The 20,444-nt window shown below is 62.8% G+C and carries 15 protein-coding genes; 4 read left to right on the top strand and 11 right to left on the bottom strand.

The window, feature by feature from the left end:
* Positions 1-11 precede the first annotated feature (11 nt).
* Entirely contained in the window at positions 12-2,801 is a 2,790-nt protein-coding gene (gene ppc / locus ACMDCM_RS03290; protein WP_412772237.1) for a phosphoenolpyruvate carboxylase, read from the bottom strand.
* 700 nt (positions 2,802-3,501) lie between these two features.
* Between ppc and ACMDCM_RS03285 the strand changes: the two genes are divergently transcribed.
* The 3 genes from ACMDCM_RS03285 (at position 3,502) to ACMDCM_RS03275 (ending at position 6,358) form a co-directional block, all read left to right on the top strand.
* On the top strand, positions 3,502-3,711 hold the full coding sequence (locus tag ACMDCM_RS03285; RefSeq protein WP_412772236.1) for a ferredoxin: 210 nt from the start codon (positions 3,502-3,504) through the stop codon (positions 3,709-3,711).
* 70 nt (positions 3,712-3,781) lie between these two features.
* The gene (locus tag ACMDCM_RS03280; RefSeq protein WP_412772235.1) at positions 3,782-4,978 is read left to right on the top strand and encodes a cytochrome P450; all 1,197 of its coding nucleotides are present in this window, start codon (positions 3,782-3,784) and stop codon (positions 4,976-4,978) included.
* 150 nt (positions 4,979-5,128) lie between these two features.
* Positions 5,129-6,358, top strand: coding sequence for a bifunctional alpha/beta hydrolase/OsmC family protein (locus ACMDCM_RS03275; RefSeq protein WP_412772234.1), 1,230 nt, complete (start codon positions 5,129-5,131; stop codon positions 6,356-6,358).
* Here ACMDCM_RS03275 and ACMDCM_RS03270 read toward each other — a convergent pair.
* From ACMDCM_RS03270 to ACMDCM_RS03235, 8 genes are all read right to left on the bottom strand, one after another.
* Positions 6,355-7,437, bottom strand: a complete 1,083-nt coding sequence (locus ACMDCM_RS03270) for a YeeE/YedE family protein (protein WP_412772233.1) — start codon at positions 7,435-7,437, stop codon at positions 6,355-6,357. The genes ACMDCM_RS03275 and ACMDCM_RS03270 overlap by 4 nt on opposite strands.
* A gap of 125 nt (positions 7,438-7,562) precedes the next feature.
* Positions 7,563-7,811, bottom strand: a complete 249-nt coding sequence (locus tag ACMDCM_RS03265) for a DUF6489 family protein (RefSeq protein WP_412772232.1) — start codon at positions 7,809-7,811, stop codon at positions 7,563-7,565.
* Positions 7,812-7,895: 84 nt separating this feature from the next.
* Complete coding sequence (locus ACMDCM_RS03260) at positions 7,896-9,149, bottom strand: NAD(P)/FAD-dependent oxidoreductase (RefSeq protein WP_412772231.1); 1,254 nt, start codon at positions 9,147-9,149, stop codon at positions 7,896-7,898.
* 178 nt (positions 9,150-9,327) lie between these two features.
* Positions 9,328-12,423 (bottom strand): multidrug efflux RND transporter permease subunit, encoded by a 3,096-nt coding sequence (locus tag ACMDCM_RS03255; protein ID WP_412772230.1) that lies wholly within the window; start codon positions 12,421-12,423, stop codon positions 9,328-9,330.
* A gap of 100 nt (positions 12,424-12,523) precedes the next feature.
* Positions 12,524-13,735, bottom strand: a complete 1,212-nt coding sequence (locus tag ACMDCM_RS03250; RefSeq protein ID WP_412772229.1) for an efflux RND transporter periplasmic adaptor subunit — start codon at positions 13,733-13,735, stop codon at positions 12,524-12,526.
* Between the two features lies 1 nt (position 13,736).
* Positions 13,737-14,438 carry a TetR/AcrR family transcriptional regulator gene (locus tag ACMDCM_RS03245; protein ID WP_412774646.1) on the bottom strand — a complete coding sequence of 234 codons (702 nt, stop codon included), beginning with the start codon at positions 14,436-14,438 and terminating at the stop codon, positions 13,737-13,739.
* Positions 14,439-14,579: 141 nt separating this feature from the next.
* Complete coding sequence (locus ACMDCM_RS03240; RefSeq protein ID WP_412772228.1) at positions 14,580-15,839, bottom strand: Glu/Leu/Phe/Val family dehydrogenase; 1,260 nt, start codon at positions 15,837-15,839, stop codon at positions 14,580-14,582.
* A gap of 223 nt (positions 15,840-16,062) precedes the next feature.
* Complete coding sequence (locus ACMDCM_RS03235) at positions 16,063-17,283, bottom strand: NAD(P)/FAD-dependent oxidoreductase (protein ID WP_412772227.1); 1,221 nt, start codon at positions 17,281-17,283, stop codon at positions 16,063-16,065.
* Between the two features lie 223 nt (positions 17,284-17,506).
* On the opposite strand from ACMDCM_RS03235, the gene ACMDCM_RS03230 reads away from it, so the two are divergent.
* A complete protein-coding gene (locus tag ACMDCM_RS03230) occupies positions 17,507-18,781 on the top strand; it encodes a serine hydrolase domain-containing protein (protein WP_412772226.1) in 1,275 nt (424 codons plus the stop codon).
* A gap of 68 nt (positions 18,782-18,849) precedes the next feature.
* On the opposite strand, the gene ACMDCM_RS03225 is transcribed toward ACMDCM_RS03230, so the two are convergent.
* Positions 18,850-19,725, bottom strand: a complete 876-nt coding sequence (locus ACMDCM_RS03225; protein WP_412772225.1) for an HpcH/HpaI aldolase/citrate lyase family protein — start codon at positions 19,723-19,725, stop codon at positions 18,850-18,852.
* Complete coding sequence (locus ACMDCM_RS03220) at positions 19,722-20,261, bottom strand: MaoC family dehydratase (RefSeq protein WP_412772224.1); 540 nt, start codon at positions 20,259-20,261, stop codon at positions 19,722-19,724. Before ACMDCM_RS03220 ends, ACMDCM_RS03225 begins: the two co-directional genes overlap by 4 nt.
* Positions 20,262-20,444 lie beyond the last annotated feature (183 nt).

The following is a 20,444-nucleotide window of genomic DNA, read 5'->3' as shown; positions in this document are numbered from 1 at the left end:
GCGATCGTATCCTAACCGCTGTTGCGCAGGCCCGCTGAAATTCCGTTGATGGTGAGCTGGATGCCGCGCAGCACCTGCTCGTCGCCACCTCGTGCGCGATGGTCCTTCAACAATTCGACCTGCACATGGTTGAGCGGATCGAGATAGGGAAAGCGGTTGCGGATCGAGCGCTCAAGCAGCGGGTTCCCGGCGAGCAGCCGCTCCTGTCCCATGATGGCGAGCAGCGTGTCGATGGTGAGATGCCACTCCCGGCGGATGCGTCCGAAGATGGTCTCGCGAAGCGTCACGTCGGGCACCAGATCGGCATAGCGCGACGCGATCGCGATCGAGCTCTTCGCGAGCACCATATCCATGTTGGAGAGCAGCATGCGGAAGAACGGCCACCCGCCATAGAGTTCCTGCAGGAACGCCATGCCCTTGTCGGGATGGTCCGCTATCCAGGATTCCACGGCGCTGCCGAACCCGTACCACCCCGGCAACATCACGCGGCATTGCGCCCAACTGAACACCCACGGGATCGCCCGGAGGTCCTCGATCCGGTGCGTTTTCTTGCGCGACGCCGGGCGGCTCCCGATGTTCAATGTCGAAATCTCGTTGATCACGGTGGAGGCCCAGAAATAATCCTCGAAGCCCGGCGTCTCGTAGACGAGTTCGCGATAGGCGGCGAAGGCGCGTGACGACAGCGACTCCATGGCGTCGAGATACTCAAGACTTGGCGCGCTCTGCCGCGGTTGCAGCAGGCTCGCCTCCAGGGTCGCTGCGGCGAGAATTTCCAGATTGTTGCGGCCGACCTCGGCGTTGGAGTATTTGCTCGAGATGATTTCGCCCTGCTCGGTGATCCTGATCTGGCCGTTCACGGCGCCGCCGGGTTGGGCGAGGATGGCGTCGTAGCTCGGGCCGCCGCCGCGTCCGACCGAACCGCCGCGGCCGTGAAACAGGCGCAGCCGCACTTGGTGGCGCTCGAACACCTCGACCAGGCCGATCTCGGCCTTGTAAAGCTCCCAGCCCGACGTGACGAAGCCTCCGTCCTTGTTGCTGTCGGAATAGCCGAGCATCACCTCCTGCAGACCGCCGCGACTGTCCACCAGCGCCCGATATTCCGGAAGCGACAGCAGCCGGTCCATGATGCCGGCGCAGGCCTGCAAATCCTCGATGGTCTCGAACAACGGCACGATGTTGATGGCGCTGTGACCCGTGGGATCGACAAGGTCGGCTTCCTTCAGCAGCAACGCGACCTCGAGCAGGTCGGAAACACCCTCGCTCATCGAGATGATGCATTGAGGGATCGCAGCGGGACCGAACATCTCGTGCGCCTCCGCCGCTTCATGGAATACCGCGAGTTCGTCTCGCGTCTCGTCGCCGTACGTAATGAAGGGCGACGTCAGCGGCCGCGTGCTGCGCAATTCCCGCAGCAGCACGACAATCCGCGCCTCCTCGTCCAGAGCGAGATACGCGGTGCCCGGCGCTGCGGCCTCGAGCAGTTCGGCGACGGTGCGTTCGTGAACGGTGGAATTCTGCCGCAAGTCGAGACAGGCGAGATGGAAACCGAAACAGTCGGCAGCGCGGCGCAGATAGCGCAGCCGCCCGCGCGCGATCACCTCCGAATTATTCTGGGTCAGCGAGCGGTGGAGAACATCGAGATCGGCGCTGAATTCCGCGGCGCTCGCATAGGGTGGGGAATTGCCGTACCGCGGGCGCAGCGTGTCCGCCTTCAGCTTCACGGCCGTGGCCGATAGCCGCGCATAAATACCTGATACCGCGAGACGATAGGGCTCGCCCCGGTGATGGGGCGAGGTGTCGGCCGATCGTTCGGCGAGAGCACGCAGTTCCGGGGAGATACCTGTGAGATCGGCGGCCAGCGACAGTTCGCGGCCGAGTTCGTGCAACTCATCAAGATAATAGCGCAAGACCCGCGACGCCTGCATCCGGAGCGTTCCGCGCATGACGTCCGCCGTCACGAACGGATTGCCGTCGCGGTCGCCGCCGATCCAGCTTCCGATCCGCAGGAAAGACGCCATTTCGTTCGAGGCGTCGTCGCCGGAGGCGTCCTGCAAGCGGTCTTCCAGCACGCAGTGCAAGCGCGGCACCTCGCGCAGGAAGGTATAATCGTAGAACGACAGACCGTTGGCGACTTCGTCGAGCACCGTGAGCTTGGTCCGTCGCAACAGATTGGTCTGCCACAGCGTCAGCACCGCGCGGCGCAACTGTTCCTCGCTGGCCTCGAATTCCTCGGGGGTGAGCTGCATCCGCTCGCGCCGATCGAGTAACGCCGCGACCTCCATCTCGCGGTCGATGGTGCTCTTGCGGCGAACCTCGGTCGGATGCGCCGTCAGCACCGGGCTGACCAGCGCGCCGTCGAAGAACTCCCGCAATTCGGCGCCGCTGAACCCCGCCTCGCGCGCGCAGGCCAGCGTGTGGGCCAGCCGGCCCTCATGCCGCACCCCGTCCGCGAGCGTCTGGCTGCGCATCTGGCGGATGTTGTTCTGATCCTCGGCGATATTGGCGAGGTGCGAGAAATAGCTGAAGGCGCGGACGACAAGCACGGTCTCGTCCGTCGACATGCCGTCGAGGATGGCTTCGAGTTCGCGACGCGCCGGCTTGTCGTCATCGCGGTGAAAACGGATCGAGGTCTGCCGGATGCGTTCGACCAGATCGAATACCTCCGGCCCTTCCTGATCGCGCACGGTGTCGCCGAGGATGCGCCCGAGCAGCCGGATATCGTCGCGCAGTCGCGCATCGAGCGCAGCCGCATCGGCCTCCGGCTGACCTGCACGAGATAACGGCATCATCGGACGAGACATCGCGCTGCTGCTCCTGAAACTCCGGCTCTTCAGTCGCAATTTTCCTGCTGCGACGCAAGAAACCGCGGCCAGCGATGCACAAAAGATGAGCAGCCATTCCAGGCCACGCCGAACGATCTCCGGCACCGTTCCGCGGGATCTGAACTGCGACCGGCCACCGTTCACGCTGCTCGGACGGCGGCGCCATAAGACACGTATTCATACAAGCAAATGTAATATTCTCGTATTTGTTGTGAACAATACTAAATACTTCGTGTGCATCCGAAGCCAAAGTCAAACATCGGCTCTTTTGTCCGGCGCTCTGGCGCGACTCTTCGCGGCCGCGCGGGATCCACACCCGGTCGGCCGCAGGACCGGAACTCCGAATGGCGACTTTATAAATAAATCGGCTGCAGAGGTCCGGACGCGCATTGCTGCATAACCCCGACGACAACCGATTCGGATATTCGACGGAGCCACTCGACGCGACCAGCGGCGGCGGCTCAGCCGCGTTCGGTCGATAGCCGATTTCATCTGGAAAAGCCGCAGCGATCGGTCTTTTCCGGGTTCAGCAAAAGCCGAGGCGGCATCGCACAACCAAACATCTCCGACGGCCCCACCGGATGATCTTTGTATAAACGCATGCATAACCCAGCCGGCAGTGGCGCTGCGCCGACGGAGCGGCTATCCTTAACGGAGTTATTTTAGAGGACGACCCTGCATGTCTGGCACCCTCAGGATTCACGTCGATCCGGACAAATGCCAAGGGCACGCACGATGCAAATCCCTGGCGCCCGAACTGTTCGAACTCGACGAAATGGGCAATGGCCGTGAGATCGGCGACGGCATCGTCCCGGCGGGGCTTGAGGACAAAGCACGGCTCGCGCAGGCCAATTGCCCGGAAATCGCGATCGTGATCGCGGAAGAATGAAATTGAATTTCATCACTTTTCGACCTCGCCGGGACGGCGTCCGACGGCGGCGACTTTCCGGAGGAATGCGATGTCCAGCCCTGCCCCTGTCACCGACTGGGTTAACGATTTTGACCATACCGATCCGCGCTGGACGGAAAATCCATACGTCATCTGGGACGAACTGCGCGCGGAACACCCCGTCGCTCACACCAACCGCTTTCTCGGCGTCTACCTGCCGACGACCTATGAGGCGGTGAAGGAAATCTCCTACGACACCGAGCATTTCTCGTCGCGCCGTGTGGTGGTTCGCAACGTCCGCCCGGAGCCGCCGCCGCCTGCACCGCCCATTACATCGGACCCGCCCGCCCACAAGCACGCCAAGCAGATCCTTCTGACGCCGTTTTTGCCCGACGCGGTGAAGAAGCTCGAACCGCGAGTGCGCGCGATCTGCAACGAACTGATCGACGGCCTTATCAACGACAAGAGCTGCGACGCCGCGGCCCGCTACACGAAACGTATTCCGATCCGTGCGATTACCCACATGCTCGGCGTCCCGGAAAAGGACGGTGACCTCTTCATCAGGTGGGTTCACGAGATGCTTGAACTCGGGGTTCACGACGACAACATGGTGATGAAGGCGATTCGTGAAATGGTCGCCTATTTTGCCGAGCAGATCGAATCTCGAAAGAAGCATCCGACCGACGACCTGATCTCGACCTTGATGAATGCGCGGGGCGAGGACGGACAACCGCTGACGGACACGCATGTGCAGGGGGCGCTGCGATTGCTGCTGGTGGCTGGCCTCGATACCACATGGAGCGCGATCGGCTCCTCGCTCTGGCATCTCGCGCAGACGCCGGCGGACCGCGCGCGTCTCATCGCGGAGCCGGAGCTTCTTCCGACGGCGATCGAGGAATTTCTGCGCGCCTTTTCTCCGGCCACGTCGGGACGCGAGGTCATGAAGGAAACGACCGTCTGCGGCTGTCCGATGAAGCCAGGCAACACGGTGCTGCTCTCCTTCCCGGCCGCCAACCGCGACCCGGCGGTCTTCCCCGACGCCGACAAGGTCATCATCGACCGCAAGGAAAACCGCCACGTCGCTTTCGGAGTCGGCATCCACCGCTGCGTCGGCGCCCACCTCGCACGCATGGAGATGCTTGTTGCTATCGAGGAATGGCTGAAGCGCATTCCGGATTTCCGGCTTGACCCGACCAGCGAGATAAAATGGTCCGAGGGCAGCGTGCGCGGCCCGCGCCAGCTCCCGCTGCTGCTCGGCAAAGGCTAAAGTCCGATTCAACTTCGCTGGAATAGAATCTGGCCTTGTCCTCTTGATTGAGCATGAGCCTGTCCGGAAAGCCGGTTTCCACTCTTCGGGATCATGCTCCAAGCGCTGGATTCGCCATATCGCAATCCGTATGAGCCGGAGAAACAAGACGTGCCGAACGAACGTTTCCAGTTTCCCGGGGCGGACGGCCACAAACTTGCGGCCACGCTGGATCTTCCCGACAGCGAACCGCTGGCTTACGCGCTGTTCGCGCATTGTTTCACCTGCGGCAAGGACGTTCTTGCGGCAAAACGCATCGCCGCGGGGCTGACGGCGCGCGGCTTGGCGGTCCTGCGATTCGACTTCACAGGCCTCGGCGCCAGCGAAGGCGAATTCGCCGACAGCACGTTTTCCTCCAACGTCGGGGATATCGTTCTGGCGGCCGATCATCTGCGCCGGACCGGCAAGGCGCCCGCTATTCTGGTCGGCCACAGCCTCGGCGGCGCGGCCATCCTCGCAGCCGCGGCCCGGATTCCCGAAGCGAAAGCGGTGGCGACGATCGCAGCGCCGTCCGATCCAGCGCATGTCACCGGCCTGTTCGCCGATCGCATCGCGGACATCCGCGCGCAGGGCGCGGTCGAGGTCTCCCTCGCCGGCCGCCCATTCCAAATCAAGCGGGAATTTCTCGACGATATCGCCGAACACAACCTGATGGGACAGGTCGCGGCGCTACGGAAGGCGCTGCTGATCCTGCATTCGCCGACCGACGACATTGTTGGGATCGACAACGCCACCCGCATATTCACGGCTGCGAAACATCCGAAGAGCTTCATATCGCTTTCGGGAGCCGATCATCTGTTGAGCCAGAAGCGCGACACCGACTACGTCGCCGATGTGATCGCCTCCTGGGCGCAACGTTACCTCGAACCGGCGACGGCCAACCCCACGGAGGACTCTGGCTTGCGCAGCGTCGTCGTTCAGGAAACCCGCCGAGGCAAATTCCAGCAGACCGTGACCGTCGGCCCCCATCGGTTGATCGCCGACGAACCGGCCACCGTCGGCGGCGACGATACCGGACCAGGGCCTTACGATTTTCTTCTTGCAGCGCTCGGCGCCTGCACGTCGATGACCCTGCGGTTGTATGCCGACCGCAAGGCGCTGCCGCTCGATCGCGTTGCCGTGACGCTGCGGCACAGCAAGGTTCATGCCGAGGACTGCGCCGAGTGCGAAACAAAGACCGGAATGCTCGACCGGATCGAACGCGAGATCGCGATGGAAGGAACGCTCGATCCGGAGCAGCGCCAGAAGCTGATGGAGATCGCAGACAAGTGTCCGGTTCACCGGACGCTGACATCCGAAGTTCGCATCGTGACGCGCGCGTCGGAAACGGAAGAGTTTTAGCGCACCGGCGAAGCCGAATCCCGCGAAGGCGCGGGCCCATCGACGCGGAGCGGTCCGCGCAAACCGATCGCGGCGCCTGCGATGATTCCGGTGATCGCAACAAAAGAGGCCAGCGCCAGCGTCGAAACGCCGGTCAGGCCCTGCCCGACCGAACATCCATAGGCCATCGCCCCGCCTGAACCCATGAACGCCGCGCCGACGACCGAACGCAGCATGTGACGCGGCGAGTTGTAGGTCTCAAGATGGAAACGGCGCGTCACCAGCGCGGTGACGAGACTTCCGAGCACGACGCCCGGCACCAGCGCGACGCCGAAATTCATCGTCAGCCCGGTCGACAGCATCACGTATTGCACCGTATCGGCGACGGGCGCGACGAACGTGATCGAGGTGACCGGCACCGGATTGAAATCGTCGGCGCCGAGATAGCCGGTCGCATACCATCCTGCGGCAACGAGCAGACCGACAATGAAGCCGGCCGCGATCTGCCCCCCGGAGCGCCGAAATGCTGCATGTGAAAACGCGAAAACGACCAACGCGCCGCTGACGACCGTCGCCGCCAGCGCGCGCGCGAAGATCTCTCCAAGACCAAGCGTTCCCGCCAGCGCCGGCAGCGAGATGAGATTCGGGGATGACCGGCTGGCTTGCAGCACGGCGATGCGCGCCGGCGCGATCAGGCCCTTCAAGGTCATCTGCGCCGCGATGCCGAGAACGATCACGACCACCAGCGAGCGAAGATTGCCGCGCCCCAGCAGAATCAGCGCACGCGATCCGCACCCGTTTGAGAGCACCATGCCGTAACCGAAAATCACGCCGCCGCACAACATCAATGGCGCCGAGAATGAGGGCTGGAGATAAATCGATTTCGCAAGATCGACGAACCCCTCGCCGGCAAGTAATTGCGAGGCGGCGACCGCAACGCCGACCGCCAGCGCATAGGTCCGGACCAATCGCCCGTCGCCCTGACCCCAATACCCGCGCAAGCTGCTCATCAGGCAGAAACCGCTGAGCAGGCCGACTACGCCGAAAGCGAGGCCGATCAGAAAGCCGGCGTAAACGGCAACGTGGGAATCGGGCGACACGAAAGGTCCTTCTCAGTCCGACGTCGATATAATGAGGTCGGTCGACGACATCAGGCAACAACGCGAAGCTCCGGGCGGACGACGCCCGCGCTCGCGGGATACGCGGCCTTGGTCGCCGGACGCCTCTACTTCTTGCCTTTTGTCCCTCCGGCTCCAAGACCCGACATATTGACAAACATGTCCTGAAACCGTTCGGCCATTTTCGGATCGAACCAGTTCTGCAAAATCGCTTCCGGCGAGAACTTCTCGATGTTCTCCGCCATTTTCTGCTGGAGTTTCTCCATCATTGCGGTCTGCATGGGCTGCACGTCCGGAAGACCCATGAACTCGCGGGCCTCGATCGGCGTGCAATCGATCTCGATATTCACTTTCATGGCGCGCTCCTGAATCGGCCCCGACAACAGTATCGCCGCGGGAACGCCCATGGCGCAAGACGCCAGGCGAGCCGCGAACACCCTTCAGCCGAAGCGCTCCGCGGAGAACGGTCCCGGATCGGCCAGCGGTTCCTCGCCCGTCATCATTTCGGCCAGCAGCCGGCCTGTCACCGGCCCCAGCGTCAGGCCATGATGCTGGTGTCCGAAGTCGAACCACAACCCGGCATGACGGACCGCCTTTCCGATCACCGGCAGCATATCCGGCATGCACGGACGCCTTCCCATCCACGGCGCCGTATCGACCGCCCCGTTCAGCGGAAACAGCTCGCGCGCGACCGGAAGCGTTCGTTCGATCTGCACCGGTGACGGCGGCGCATCGCGGCGAGCGAACTCCGCACCGGTTGTCAGGCGAATGCCGCGATTCATCGGCGCCAACAGATAGCCGCGATCCGAATCGAGAACCGGATGATTGAGCACCGCATTGCCGCGCGGCGCGAGATGCAGGTGATAGCCGCGCTTGATGCCGAGCGGCATGTCGTAACCGAACCGGCGGAATATGTCGTCCGACCACGGCCCCAGGGCGATCACGGCTTCGCGCCCGGTCAGCGCGCCGTTGGGACCGTCGACGCGCCATCCGCCATCGCTCTGCGTCAGGGTCCGCGCGTCGGCCGCGATGAAACGGCCGCCGCGGCGTACGAACAGCGCGGCATAGGCCTTCACCAGCGCTCCCGGATCCGGGATGAAGCCCGGCGCAGGCCAGTGAATGGCGCCCGCGAACGCTCCCGAGAGATGGGGCTCGCGCGCGGCTATCGCTTCGCCGTCGAGAACATCCGCCTCGACCCCGTACCGGCGGGTGCGTTCGAGGTCGGCGATGCCCTTGGCGAGCGTCGCATTCGACCGGAACAGCTTGATCCAACCCGTCCGTCGCAGAAGCTGCGGCACGCCGGCCTCTGCGATCAGCGCTTCATGCTCGACGAGGCTGCGGCTGATCAGCGGCAAGGCGGCCATCGCGCTTTGGAACGCGCGCTCCGGTGAGGATGCCAGCGCATACCGGACCAGCCACGGCAGAAATGCCGGCAGATCCCGGAAACGATAATGCGCTTCCGCGGACCGGTTCAGCGCATAGCGCAGAATCTGGCGCAGATCGTAGGGAAACACGTAAGGAAAAACCGACGCGCATTCGATCAGGCCGGCATTTCCGTAACTCGTCTCCTCGCCCGCTCCCTCGTGCCTGTCGACGAGGATGACATCCCGGCCTCGCTTCTGCAGATGCAAGGCGGCGGAAACGCCGACAATTCCCGCACCCAGGACCAGAACATCGGATCTGACCCGCGCCACTCGGTCCTCCGAACCAAATTCGTACGGCCGCGCCGAACGCGCCTACTCCAATCTAAGTATCGCGGTGAGACAGCGCAAACCCGGTCAGCGCCGGCGATGATCGACCGGAGCGCCGAACCATCCCGATGCGGCACCGCGACGCAGGCTCGACCTCCGTCGCTCAACGCCTCCGCACGGATTATGTCGGCCGCAGCGCCTTCGACTCCGTGTCAAAATCGGCAATCTGCTTGTTGCGTTCCGACCCGGCGCCCGCAAGATGATCAGTTGCGATCGCCACGTAGACTGCCGGAAGCACGAACAACGTGAACATCGTTCCAATCATCATGCCCGACACGACGACAAGACCGATCGAGAACCGGCTCGCCGCTCCCGCGCCGGATGCCGTCAGCAGCGGCAGCAGGCCGGTGACCATCGCTGCGGTCGTCATCAGGATCGGGCGCAGCCTGACCCGCGCCGCCATCTCGATCGCCGAGCGTTTGTCGAGGTGTTCGTTAAGCTGCAGCTCGTTGGCGAATTCGACCATCAGGATACCATGCTTGCTGATGAGGCCGATCAGCGTCAGCAAGCCTACCTGGGTATAGATGTTGATAGTCGCAACCCCGAAGAACAACGGGATCAGCGCGCCCGAGATCGCCATCGGCACGCTGATCATGATGACGAGCGGATCGCGCAGGCTTTCGAACTGCGCCGCCAGCACCAGGAAGATAATAATGAGCGCGAAACCGAAGGCGATCGCGAGCTGATTGCCTTCCGTTACGTATTGTCGTGCGTCGGCGAGATAATCGTGGCTGAAGCCCTTCGGCAGATTTTTCGCCTGTTGCTCGAGAAAATCCACCGCCTGGCCCACGGTCACGCCCGGCATCGGCACGGCCTGGAAGGTCGCCGCGTTAAGCTGGTTGTAGTGCGTCAGCGCGTTGGGATCGGAATCGGTCTTGATCGTCACCAGCGTGGACAGCGGAATCTGCTGGCCGGTATTGCTCGGCACATAATAGCCGTCGAGCGATTCCGGCGACAGGCGCAGGCCGCGCGGTACCTGTGGGATCACCTGATAGGAGCGCCCCTGGAGGTTGAAGCGGTTCACATAGTTGCCGCCGAGCAGCGTCGCCAGCGTCGCGCCGATCTGCTGCATGGTGACGCCGAGGTCGTTCGCCTTGGTCCGGTCGATGGCGACGCGCACCACCGGCTGGTTGAAATCAAGATCGCTGTCGGTGACGATGAACAGGCCGCTCTTGCGCGCCGCGTCCTTCAGCTTGTTCATCTCCTCATAGACGGCCTGGAAGCCCGCCGTGGTGTAGAGCACCATCTGCACGGGCAGACCGCCCGGACCGCCCGGCAGCGGCGGACGGTTGAAGGCGAAGGCGCTCACGCCCTCGACCTTGCTGATCTTGGCCTGCACCAGCGGCTTGAGATCCATCGCGGTTCGCTTGCGCTCGTCCCAGGGCTTCAGCAACATGCCGGCGATGCCGTTGTTGATGCCGTTGATGCCATTGATCATGAAGCGCAGGTCGGTCTCGGGAAAGCTCGCAAACGCCTTGTCGAGCTTATCGCCGTAAAAATCCATGTAGTCGATGTTGGCGTATTTCGGCCCCTTGATGACCGCGAACACGATGCCCTGATCCTCCTCCGGCGCCAGCTCCTTTGACGTGTGCATGTAAAGGAAGCCGACGAGCCCGAGGATCGTCACGGCGAACAGCGCCGTTATCGGCCTGTAATTGAGCGAGCGGTCCAGTCTGCGGCCGTACCAGTGCGTGACGGAGGTAAAGATTTTGTCGACCTTGGTGACGAACCAGCCCTGCCCGCCGTGCTTGAGCAGCATCGAACACATCATCGGCGACAAGGTCAACGCGATCACGCCGGAGACGATGACCGCCCCCGCCAGCGTGAAGGCGAATTCGCGAAACAACGCGCCGGTGAGGCCGCCGAGGAAGCCGATCGGCGCATAGACCGCGGCGAGAGTGATCGTCATCGAAATGACCGGGCCGACGATTTCGCGCGCGCCCTGCAAGGACGCCTGAACCGGCGTCTTGCCTTCCTCGAGATGGCGGTGGATGTTTTCCACCACCACGATAGCGTCATCGACGACGAGGCCGATGGCCAGCACCATCGCCAACAGCGTCAGCAGATTAATGCTGAACCCGGCCGCCATCATCAGCGCGCAGACGCCGATCAGCGACAGCGGGATCGTCACCACCGGAATGATGACCGAGCGTAGCGAGGCGAGGAACAGGAAGATCACCACGATGACGATAGCGACCGCTTCGATCAGGGTCTTCTCCACCTCATGGATCGAGGATGTGATGAACTTGGTCGAGTCGTAAGCCACCTTCATCTTCATCGACGGCGGAAGATTCCGCTCGATGTCGGGGAACAGCGCCCGTACGCCCTTGACGATAGTCAGCGGGTTGCCCTGCGGGGTCGCCTGCACGCCGATGAAGATCGCGCGCTGCCCGCTGAAGGCGACGCTGGCATCGGTGCTCTGCGCGGTAAGCTGAACTTGGGCGATGTCCTCCATGCGCACGAAGCCGCCGTCCTTGGCTTTCACCGTCATACGCTTGAACTGCTCGACGTTCTCTAGGTCGGTATTGGTCGAGACGTTGGAGATCGTATAATAGCCCTTGGTCTGGCCGGCCGCCGCCTGGAAGTTGTTGGCGGCGATCGCAGCCGCGACCTCCGTGGTCGTCACATTGCGCCCGGCCATCTTCACCGGATCGAGCCAGACGCGCATCGCGAAAGTCTGACCGCCGAGGATGTCGGCCGAGGCCACGCCGTCCACGGTCGAGAGGATCGGCTGCACCACGCGCGTCAGGTAGTCGGAGATGGCCGAGCCGGACAGTTCGTCGCTGGAGAAACCGATATACATCACCGCCGTGGTCTCGCCGGTGGACTTCAGGATCACCGGGTCGTTGGCTTCCTTCGGGATCAGGTATTTCACCGAATTGACCTTCGACGACACCTCGGTCAGCGCCGCGTTCGGATCAAAGTTCAATTTGACGTAGACCTTGATCTGGCTCTGGCTCTGGGTCGAGGCCGAGGTGATGTAGTCGACACCCTCGGCCGACGCGACCGCCTGCTCGATCGGCGTCGTGATAAAGCCCTGCATCAATTCCGGCGACGCGCCAGGATAGGCCGTGGTGACCGTAATCACGGTGTTGGACAGTTTCGGATACTGCCGGATCGGCAGATTGTAGGCCGACGCCATGCCGATCAGCAGGATCAGGAGGCTGACGACGACCGACAATACCGGCCGCTTGATGAAGATATCGGTGAATGCCATCGCAGGCGCTCCGTTGACGCGGGGCCGCTCCGCTGACCGGAGCGTAACCGCGAGACGTTCGATCGATGCGGGCCGCCCCCTGGCGGTCCCGGCTCGTGAATCAGTTCAGCGGCGGTTTCTCCGGGATCGGCGGCAGCGGATCCTTCGAGATCTCGACCGCGGCCCCCGACTGCAGCTTGAGCTGGCCGACCGCGGCGACCTTGTCGCCGGGCTTGAGCCCTTTCTCGATCACCGCGCGCCCGTTGATCCGGTCGCCGGTGCGCACGAAGGTACGCTCCGCGGTCAGGCTGGTCTTGCCGTCCTCCTCCTTCTTCTCCTTGATGAGATAGACGGAGTCGCCATACAGCGTGTACTCGACCGCGGTTTCCGGCACGGTGACGACCGCCGGCTTGTCCGGCAGCACCACGATCACGTTCGCGAACATGCCGGGTTTGAGGATATCGCCAGGGTTGTTGATGGTCGCCTGCACGCGGATATTGCGGGTGTCTGTTGCGATCTGCGGCTCGATCGTGGTGATCCTGCCGTCGAACTCCTTGCCCGGATAGGCATCGACCGACACCCGCACCGTCTGCCCGACTTTAAGCCGGCCGCTGTCCTTTTCGGTGACGGTGAAATTGGCGAACAGCGTCGAAAGATCGGTCAGCGACACGATCTGCGTGCCGGCGGTGAGGAATTGCCCCACCTCGACCTGACGCACGCCGAGCACGCCGTCGAACGGGGCGCGCACCAGCTTCTGCGAAATGATCGCCTCGGTCTTGGCGATGCCGGCATTGGCCTGGTCGAACGCGGCCTGCGCCTGATCCACGGTGACCTGCGGACCGACCTGACGAGCCGCGAGTTGCTTCGCCCGGTCCAATGCGAGTCTCGCGACGGTCGCCTGCGCCTTGTAGCTGGCGAGATCGCCCTGGTCCGGCTTGTCGAATAGTTGCACCAGCGGCGTGCCCTTGACGACATGACTGCCCGCTGTGAACAGGATGTCGGTGATGCGGCCGTTGACGTCGGACGTGACGTTGACCTGATGCACCGCGGCCAGACTGCCGACCGCCCGCTGCAGGTTCGGCAGAACTTCGGACTTCGCCTCGACCGCGCTGATCGTCACCGGTGGCGGCTTGTTGTTGGCAAAGAACTCCTTGATCTTGTGCGCACGGAAGGTGTTGAACCCGACCAGCGCGCCGACGAGCAGCGCGAGCAGCAAGCCGACGATAATGAACCAGCGCTTCATGTGCACCGGACGCGCGTGAGATTTTTCGCCGATGTCATGCGTCGAGACACCAGACTTGTCGCCGGCACTGCCTTCCCTTGTTACCGTCATGTCATGCACTTTCTGCGGCCGACGTATGGGCGGGGTTGAATACAGGTTCCCGGTCCAGGTGCAAGGCAATCGCCGCTGCGCTCAGACCGATTCCGCGAAGGATGAATTCACAAATCTGCCGCTCCAGACCGGATGCGGCGCCATAGGACAAAGTCGGAACGGATGGAAGCTTGGTCAGAACCATCATGAGAACGGTATGATGGGCAAACCAGAACAGATTGAGCGGTTCGCGCCCGACCGGCGCGGCATCTCCGGCGGCGACCGCGCGTTCGAGCGAGGCCGTGAAGGCCCGACCAATCAGATCCCGGATTTTTTCGTACAGCAGCCGGGCAAATTCACCATCGCCGAGCTGGCTTGAGATCATGAGGCGCAGCCGTTGCGCCTCCTCCTGATCCGGATAAGCCGAAGCACTGAGGAAGTGCTCCACCATGCCGCGGATGAGAATGACCAGCGTCTCGGTTGAAGGCTTGCGATCGAGCAAGCGGTGTAACGCCGGATCGGCCTTGCAGGCCTCCGCCAGAATTTCAGCATAGAGGGCCGACTTGGTCGGAAAGTGCTTGAATAATAATGCCTCGGAGATCGAAGCTGCAGCGGCGACGCTTTTGGTCGTCGTGCCCGCAAAGCCGTAACGCGCGAAGCATTGCTTCGCGGCGCTCAGGATCAACTCCCGGCGCAAATCGCTGGTCATCCGCAGGTTGCTCATCGGATGATGTGAGTAGGCACTCACCTTGGCAAAGTCAAGAATGATGCTGCACCGCATCAATCCGCATTCGACTTAAATATAAGCGATTACCTCATACTAAAGTTCAAGCGCGGCGATGCGCGAACCGGCTCGCGGACCGGATCACGGAAAGAGTCCCCGCGTATTCTTCGCCGCCCGCACCTTCTCAACGCCCAGCGCCATCGCCGCGGTACGATGCGGGATGTTGTCCCTTTTCGCACGGCTGACCATCTGGCCGAAGGCGCGATCCAGGATCTGGTATTCGCGGCGCTTCACTTCGTCTTCCTCCCAGAACAGTTGCTGAAGATCCTGCACCCATTCGAAGTAACTGACCACGACGCCGCCGGAATTGCAGAGGATGTCGGGGATCACGAAAATCTCGCGCTGACGCTTCTCCAGGATCAGATCGGCCTCGGGCGTCGTCGGCCCGTTGGCGCCCTCGGCCAGCACGCGGCACTTCAGGTTCTCGGCGTCATGCGCATCGATCACGCGCTCGATGGCGGCTGGAACGAGCACGTCGCACGGCAGCGTCAGGATCGCCGCGGGATCGTGGTGAAGCTGGTTGGAATAACCGGCGATATTTCCATGCTCGGCCGCATGGCGCATCAATCCGGGAATATCCAGCCCCGTTTTGTCATAAAGCGCGCCGGTATGATCGCTCACCGCGACGATCTTGACGCCGGAATTGTAAAGCTCGAGCGCCGCATGCGAGCCGACGTTTCCAAAGCCTTGAATGACCGCGGTTGCCCCGTCGAGCGCGATGTCGAGTTCCCTCATCACGCGGCGGGCGAGATGGGCGACGCCGCGGCCGGTGGCTTCGCGGCGGCCGAGCGTGCCGCCCGAACTCACGGGCTTGCCGGTGACGATCTCGGTGACGGTGCGGCCCTGATACATGGAATAGGTGTCCATGAACCAGGCCATCACCTGCTCGTTGGTGCCCATGTCCGGCGCCATGACGTCGGTGTGCGGTCCGACGAACGGAATCATCTCCTGCATGTAGCGGCGCGACAGCCCTTCCAGCTCGCGCTTCGAAATCGATGCGGGATCGACCCTGACGCCGCCCTTGGCTCCGCCATAGGGTAATCCGACCAGCGCGCATTTCCAGCTCATCCAGATGGCGAGCGCGGCCACCTCGCCGATGTCCACGCTCGGCGCGAAGCGCGTCCCGCCCTTGGTCGGGCCCAGCGTGAGATGATGCTGCACACGGTATCCCTCGAAAACCGTGATTGATCCGTCGTCGCGATGGACCGGGCATGAAATTGTGACGGCTCGCTTCGGCATCAGGATGCGCTCGCGCTCGTCCATCGGGATCGACAGGTGGTTGGCGATAACCCCGAACTGCTGGACCGCCATGTCGAAGACCGGACCCGAGTAAACTGTCATCGCATTCTCCTCTCACGATCCCGCTTCAACAACCTCAGTACGATATAGTTATGCGGCTCAAACAATGACATCCGCCATTCAAGGGCACGTCGCACGAAGGCGTGTTTCGCCGAGGGCCGATCATCCCGCCCGATCACGGCATAAGCGCCGCGGATTGTTCAGTGGAAGCGTCGGCTATCGCGCCAGCGTGTCCGAACGGCATGTCCGCCTTGCCGGCGAGAATTCAGGCGAGCGCCTGCTTGAGGTCGAAACTCGTATCGGCGGCCTGTTCCGGCGCGATCGAACCGTTCACCGCAAGAAGACGGCGGCCGAAAACGTGATCCGACGCGCGATTGACGGACTCGATTCCGATCAGGCGCCCGGCCTTGTAACAGAACGCGGAGAACGATCCCTGCCCGGCGTCGCCGCGCACCACGACCTGGTCGTAACCGGTGGTGAGACCCGCGATCTGCAGCTTGTCCGGACCCTGATCGCTCCAGAACCATGGCAGGCCATCATAGCTGTTTGCGTTGCCGGTCAGCCGCGCCGCCACGCAGCGCGCCTGATCGGCCGCATTCTGCACGGATTCAAGCCGCAGCGGCGCGCCGAAACGCACGCTCGCAAACAGCGCGCAGTCGCCGATCGCCGAAATATCCGGATCGGCGGTGAGGAGGTGCTCATCGACGATGATGCCGGAAGCGACCGGCAGGCCCGCCTCGGCCGCCAGTTCGACATTGGGCAGAACCCCGACGCCGACCACCACGAGATCGGCCGCGATCGGCCTGCCGTCGCTCAAGGTCACGCCGGTCACGCGGCCCTCCTCGCTGGTGATGCTCGTGGCCTGCACGCCGAAATGAAGCCGGATTCCAGCTTCGCTGTGGCGGCGCTGAAAATAGTCCGAAATCTCCGGCGTGACCGCGCGCGCCATCACGCGGGGCGCGAGTTCCACCACCTCGACCTCGAGGCCCTTCGCCCGCGCGGTCGCGGCGAATTCAAGGCCGATGAAGCCGGCGCCGACGACGACCACCCTCCCCCCGGCTTCGAAGCGTTGCCGCAGCGCCTCACTTTCGTCGAGCGTGCGCAGATAAAGCACATCTTCCAAACCGGCGTTCGGGACATCGATCAGGCGATTGCGCGCACCCGTTGCCAGCACAAGGTGCTTGTAGGGGCGGGACGCACCGGACGCACAGACCAATTCACGAGCGCTGCGGTCAATGGCAGCGGCGCGATCCGCGATCAGTTCGATGCGCTGGTCGTGATAGAATTTCTCGGGCCGGAACATCACCGAATCCGGGCCGCCGGCGCCTTTCAGATAGGCTTTTGACAGCGGCGGCCGCTGATAGGGCAGATGCGCCTCGTCATTGATCAGACCGACGGGTCCCTCATACCCCGCCTGGCGCAGCGACGCGGCGAGTTGAAAGCCGGCGTGGCCCGCGCCCACGATCAGAATCGGTTGGTCCGCCATTCGTCAAACCGGCCCGCTTGAGACTGCCTGATCGCCTGTCATATGACCTCCGGAAACATGATGTTTTGTAGCGCGGAAGCATCCTGCCCGCAGCATTTTCTTGCATGGCCTGACGGCGATTGCCACCCCATCGCATCTGCGATTTAAGTAACGCGCCAGCCGCCACCGGAGCGCCACGCGGAATCCGCAGTCGCCCGATCCGCCACCACCGGAGTGACGCCAGATGCCCGCCTTCGCTCCCACTTCGCCTGAAGCCGCCGGCATGTCCAAGGCCGCGCTCGATCGGATCGATAACCATCTGAAGCGGCGATACATCGACGCGGGCCGCTTTCCGGGCACGCAGCTTGTGGTGTCTCGGCGCGGACACATCGTGCACAGCTCCGTGCAAGGCTTTGCCGATCTCGAACGCGAGGTGCCGCTGAAGGACGACACCATCTTCCGCATCTATTCCATGACCAAGCCGATCACGTCCGTCGCTTTCATGATGCTGGTGGAGCAAGGTCTCGTTGCGCTCGACGAACCGGTTCACAAGTATATTCCCGATTGGAAAAGCCTCGGCGTGTTTCAGGCAGGCGTCGCGCCCGCGTTCGTCACCCGGCCGCCGGCGCGGCCCATGCAGATCGTCGACCTGCTTCGTCATACGTCCGGGCTGACCTATGGCTTCCAGCAGCGCAGCAATGTCGACGCAGCCTACCGCGACCGGCAGATCGGCACGATCGAACTCGCCGGCACGCTCGATTCGATGATCGCGGATCTTGCAAAAATCCCGCTTGAGTTCTCGCCCGGCGACGCCTGGAATTACTCGGTCTCCACTGACGTGATCGGATATCTCATCGGCAAGATCAGCGGCGTTCCGTTCGAGCGGTTTCTCAAGGAACGCATTTTCGATCCGCTGGGCATGGCCGATACCGACTTCTTCGTTCCCACCGAAAAGGCGCATCGGCTGGCCGCCTGCTACAACGCCGCCGCCACAGGCATGATGTCGGTTCGTTCGCCAAGCGCAAAAGGCGGCCTGACGTTGCAGGACGATCCGGCGACAAGTCCCTATCTCTCGCCGCCCAGTTTCATCTCCGGCGGCGGCGGTCTCTGCTCGACGGCCGCCGACTACCTCACCTTTTGCCGCGCGCTGCTCAACGGCGGCGCGCTCGACGGCGTGAGGCTGATCGGACCGAAAACGCTGGCGCTGATGACAACCAATCACCTTCCCGGCAACCGCGACCTGACGGACATGTCGCGATCGATGTTTGCCGAAGCGACCTACAGCGGCGTCGGCTTCGGCCTCGGCTTCTCCGTCACCATGAACCCCGCGAAGACGCTTATCGCCGGAAGCCCCGGTGAATACGCCTGGGGCGGCGCGGCGACGACGTCGTTCTGGATCGATCCGGCGGAAGAGTTGATCACGATCTTCATGACACAGGTGATACCTTCGACCGCTTATCCCGTCCGGCGCGAACTTCGCACCATGGTCTATGCGGCCATCACCGACAGCAATCTCTGACGCTGCTCCTTCTTCGAAAAACGTGGCGGATCGATCAAGCGCCTTCTCTACCTGCGCTCATTCATCGTTCATTCGCCGACCGAGGCCAATGTTCGCTTCGCCGCGACCAGATGCGGGCGATCATACATCTTGCCGTCGATGCCAACCGTGCCGGCATCCGGCTGACCGGCGAAAGCCGCAACCACCCGTCGCGCATGAGCGAGGTCAGCTTCGGGCGGCGTGAAGCAGGCGTTGATGATCGCGACCTGATCCGGATGGATCGCGAGACGCCCGACAAATCCGTCACGGCGCGCGATCCGGCAGTTCTCGGCAAGACCGTCCTGATCCCTGTAATCAGCGTAGAGCGTTTCAAGCGCGACCACGCCCGCCGCGCCGGCGGCGAAAAGGCACTGGGCGCGCGCAAGCTGATAGGGGAAGGTCCACTCGCCGTTCGGCTCTTTATTGGTCAACGCGCCGAGCGCGGCGCTGAGGTCTTCCGCGCCCCATGTCATGGCCACCAGTCTTGAGGCCGGCGTTGCGCGTGATGTGGCATAACCGGCGAGGCCCAGCATCGCCGCCGGCGTCTCGGTTGCGACAACCAGCAATTTCACATGCCCGGCGGCAACGCCAGTGGCGGCCTCAAGGTCATCGATATGGCGCGAGATCCGCTCGACATCCTGATAGCCGTTCACCTTCGGAATCACGATGCCGTCGAGCCCCGGGCGAACGACCGCGGCGAGGTCCTCCAGCGCCAGTCCGGTTTCGAGCGGGTTGATGCGCACCAGAAACGTCCAGTCATGCGCCCCGCTTACGCGGTCCTTCACCGCATCCCGCGCGAACGACTTGCGGCCGGGGGCAACGGAGTCTTCGAGATCGATGATCAATGCGTCCGCGCCACAGGCGTCGGCCTTGGCGAACTTGCGATCGCTGTCGGCCGGGACGAACAGAAGCGAGCGCAACTTCATGCCGGCTTTCCCATCATCAGCGCGTTGCGGCGACAAAACAGGATTTCGTCGTCGCGCTGGTTGAAGCCGCGATGCTCAAACGTGACGATACCCTGCCCCGGTCGCGACTTGCTGGCGCGAACCGCAACCACCTTCGATTCCGCACGCAAGGTATCGCCGGCGAAAACGGGGCGCGGAAATCTGGTTTCCTCCATACCGAGATTGCCGACGGTGGTCCCCAGGGTCGTATCCTGCACCGAAAGGCCGATGATAAGACCGAGCGTGAAGATCGAGTTCATCAACGGCTTCCCGAACTCGGTCGACCTGGCATATTCATGATCGATGTGCACGGCGGCAGGATTGCAGGTCAGCGACGAGAACAGAATATTGTCCATGTCGGTGACGGTTCGCCGGACTTCATGAACGAACGTTTGCCCTACGGAAAACTGCTCGAAATACAGACCAGCCATTTCGATTTCAACCTCTTCCGCAATCGGATCGAATGCACTCGATCTGACAGAGCCGGCATTGCTTGGAGCGAGTTTGCCACCTGCCATGAGGGGCCGCAATGAGCCGGGCGGCGCTATTTGTCCCGACATTCCTTGACGCGAACCTGTACCCACTTCGCCGGAAAACGCTATAGTCCCGGACCTGGATCAGGGTGAGTTGACGATGAAGCGCCTCAACATGTCATGGCCGCGCACAGCCGTTCGAAGAACGACAGTGCTTCCGTTCGTCCC

The sequence above is a fragment of the Nitrobacter sp. genome, from assembly GCF_047149785.1.
Lineage (GTDB): Bacteria > Pseudomonadota > Alphaproteobacteria > Rhizobiales > Xanthobacteraceae > Nitrobacter.
The sequence above is the reverse complement of the archived record's forward strand: the minus strand, read 5'-3'. Positions and strand labels throughout refer to the sequence as shown.

Coding starts and splice junctions, on each gene's coding strand:
- ppc (WP_412772237.1), bottom strand. CDS start 2,801: ATGTCTCGTCCGATGATGCCGTTATCTCGTGCAGGTCAGCCGGAGGCC.
- ACMDCM_RS03285 (WP_412772236.1), top strand. CDS start 3,502: ATGTCTGGCACCCTCAGGATTCACGTCGATCCGGACAAATGCCAAGGG.
- ACMDCM_RS03280 (WP_412772235.1), top strand. CDS start 3,782: ATGTCCAGCCCTGCCCCTGTCACCGACTGGGTTAACGATTTTGACCAT.
- ACMDCM_RS03265 (WP_412772232.1), bottom strand. CDS start 7,811: ATGAAAGTGAATATCGAGATCGATTGCACGCCGATCGAGGCCCGCGAG.
- ACMDCM_RS03255 (WP_412772230.1), bottom strand. CDS start 12,423: ATGGCATTCACCGATATCTTCATCAAGCGGCCGGTATTGTCGGTCGTC.
- ACMDCM_RS03250 (WP_412772229.1), bottom strand. CDS start 13,735: ATGACGGTAACAAGGGAAGGCAGTGCCGGCGACAAGTCTGGTGTCTCG.
- ACMDCM_RS03245 (WP_412774646.1), bottom strand. CDS start 14,438: ATGAGCAACCTGCGGATGACCAGCGATTTGCGCCGGGAGTTGATCCTG.
- ACMDCM_RS03240 (WP_412772228.1), bottom strand. CDS start 15,839: ATGACAGTTTACTCGGGTCCGGTCTTCGACATGGCGGTCCAGCAGTTC.
- ACMDCM_RS03235 (WP_412772227.1), bottom strand. CDS start 17,283: ATGGCGGACCAACCGATTCTGATCGTGGGCGCGGGCCACGCCGGCTTT.
- ACMDCM_RS03230 (WP_412772226.1), top strand. CDS start 17,507: ATGCCCGCCTTCGCTCCCACTTCGCCTGAAGCCGCCGGCATGTCCAAG.
- ACMDCM_RS03225 (WP_412772225.1), bottom strand. CDS start 19,725: ATGAAGTTGCGCTCGCTTCTGTTCGTCCCGGCCGACAGCGATCGCAAG.
- ACMDCM_RS03220 (WP_412772224.1), bottom strand. CDS start 20,261: ATGGCAGGTGGCAAACTCGCTCCAAGCAATGCCGGCTCTGTCAGATCG.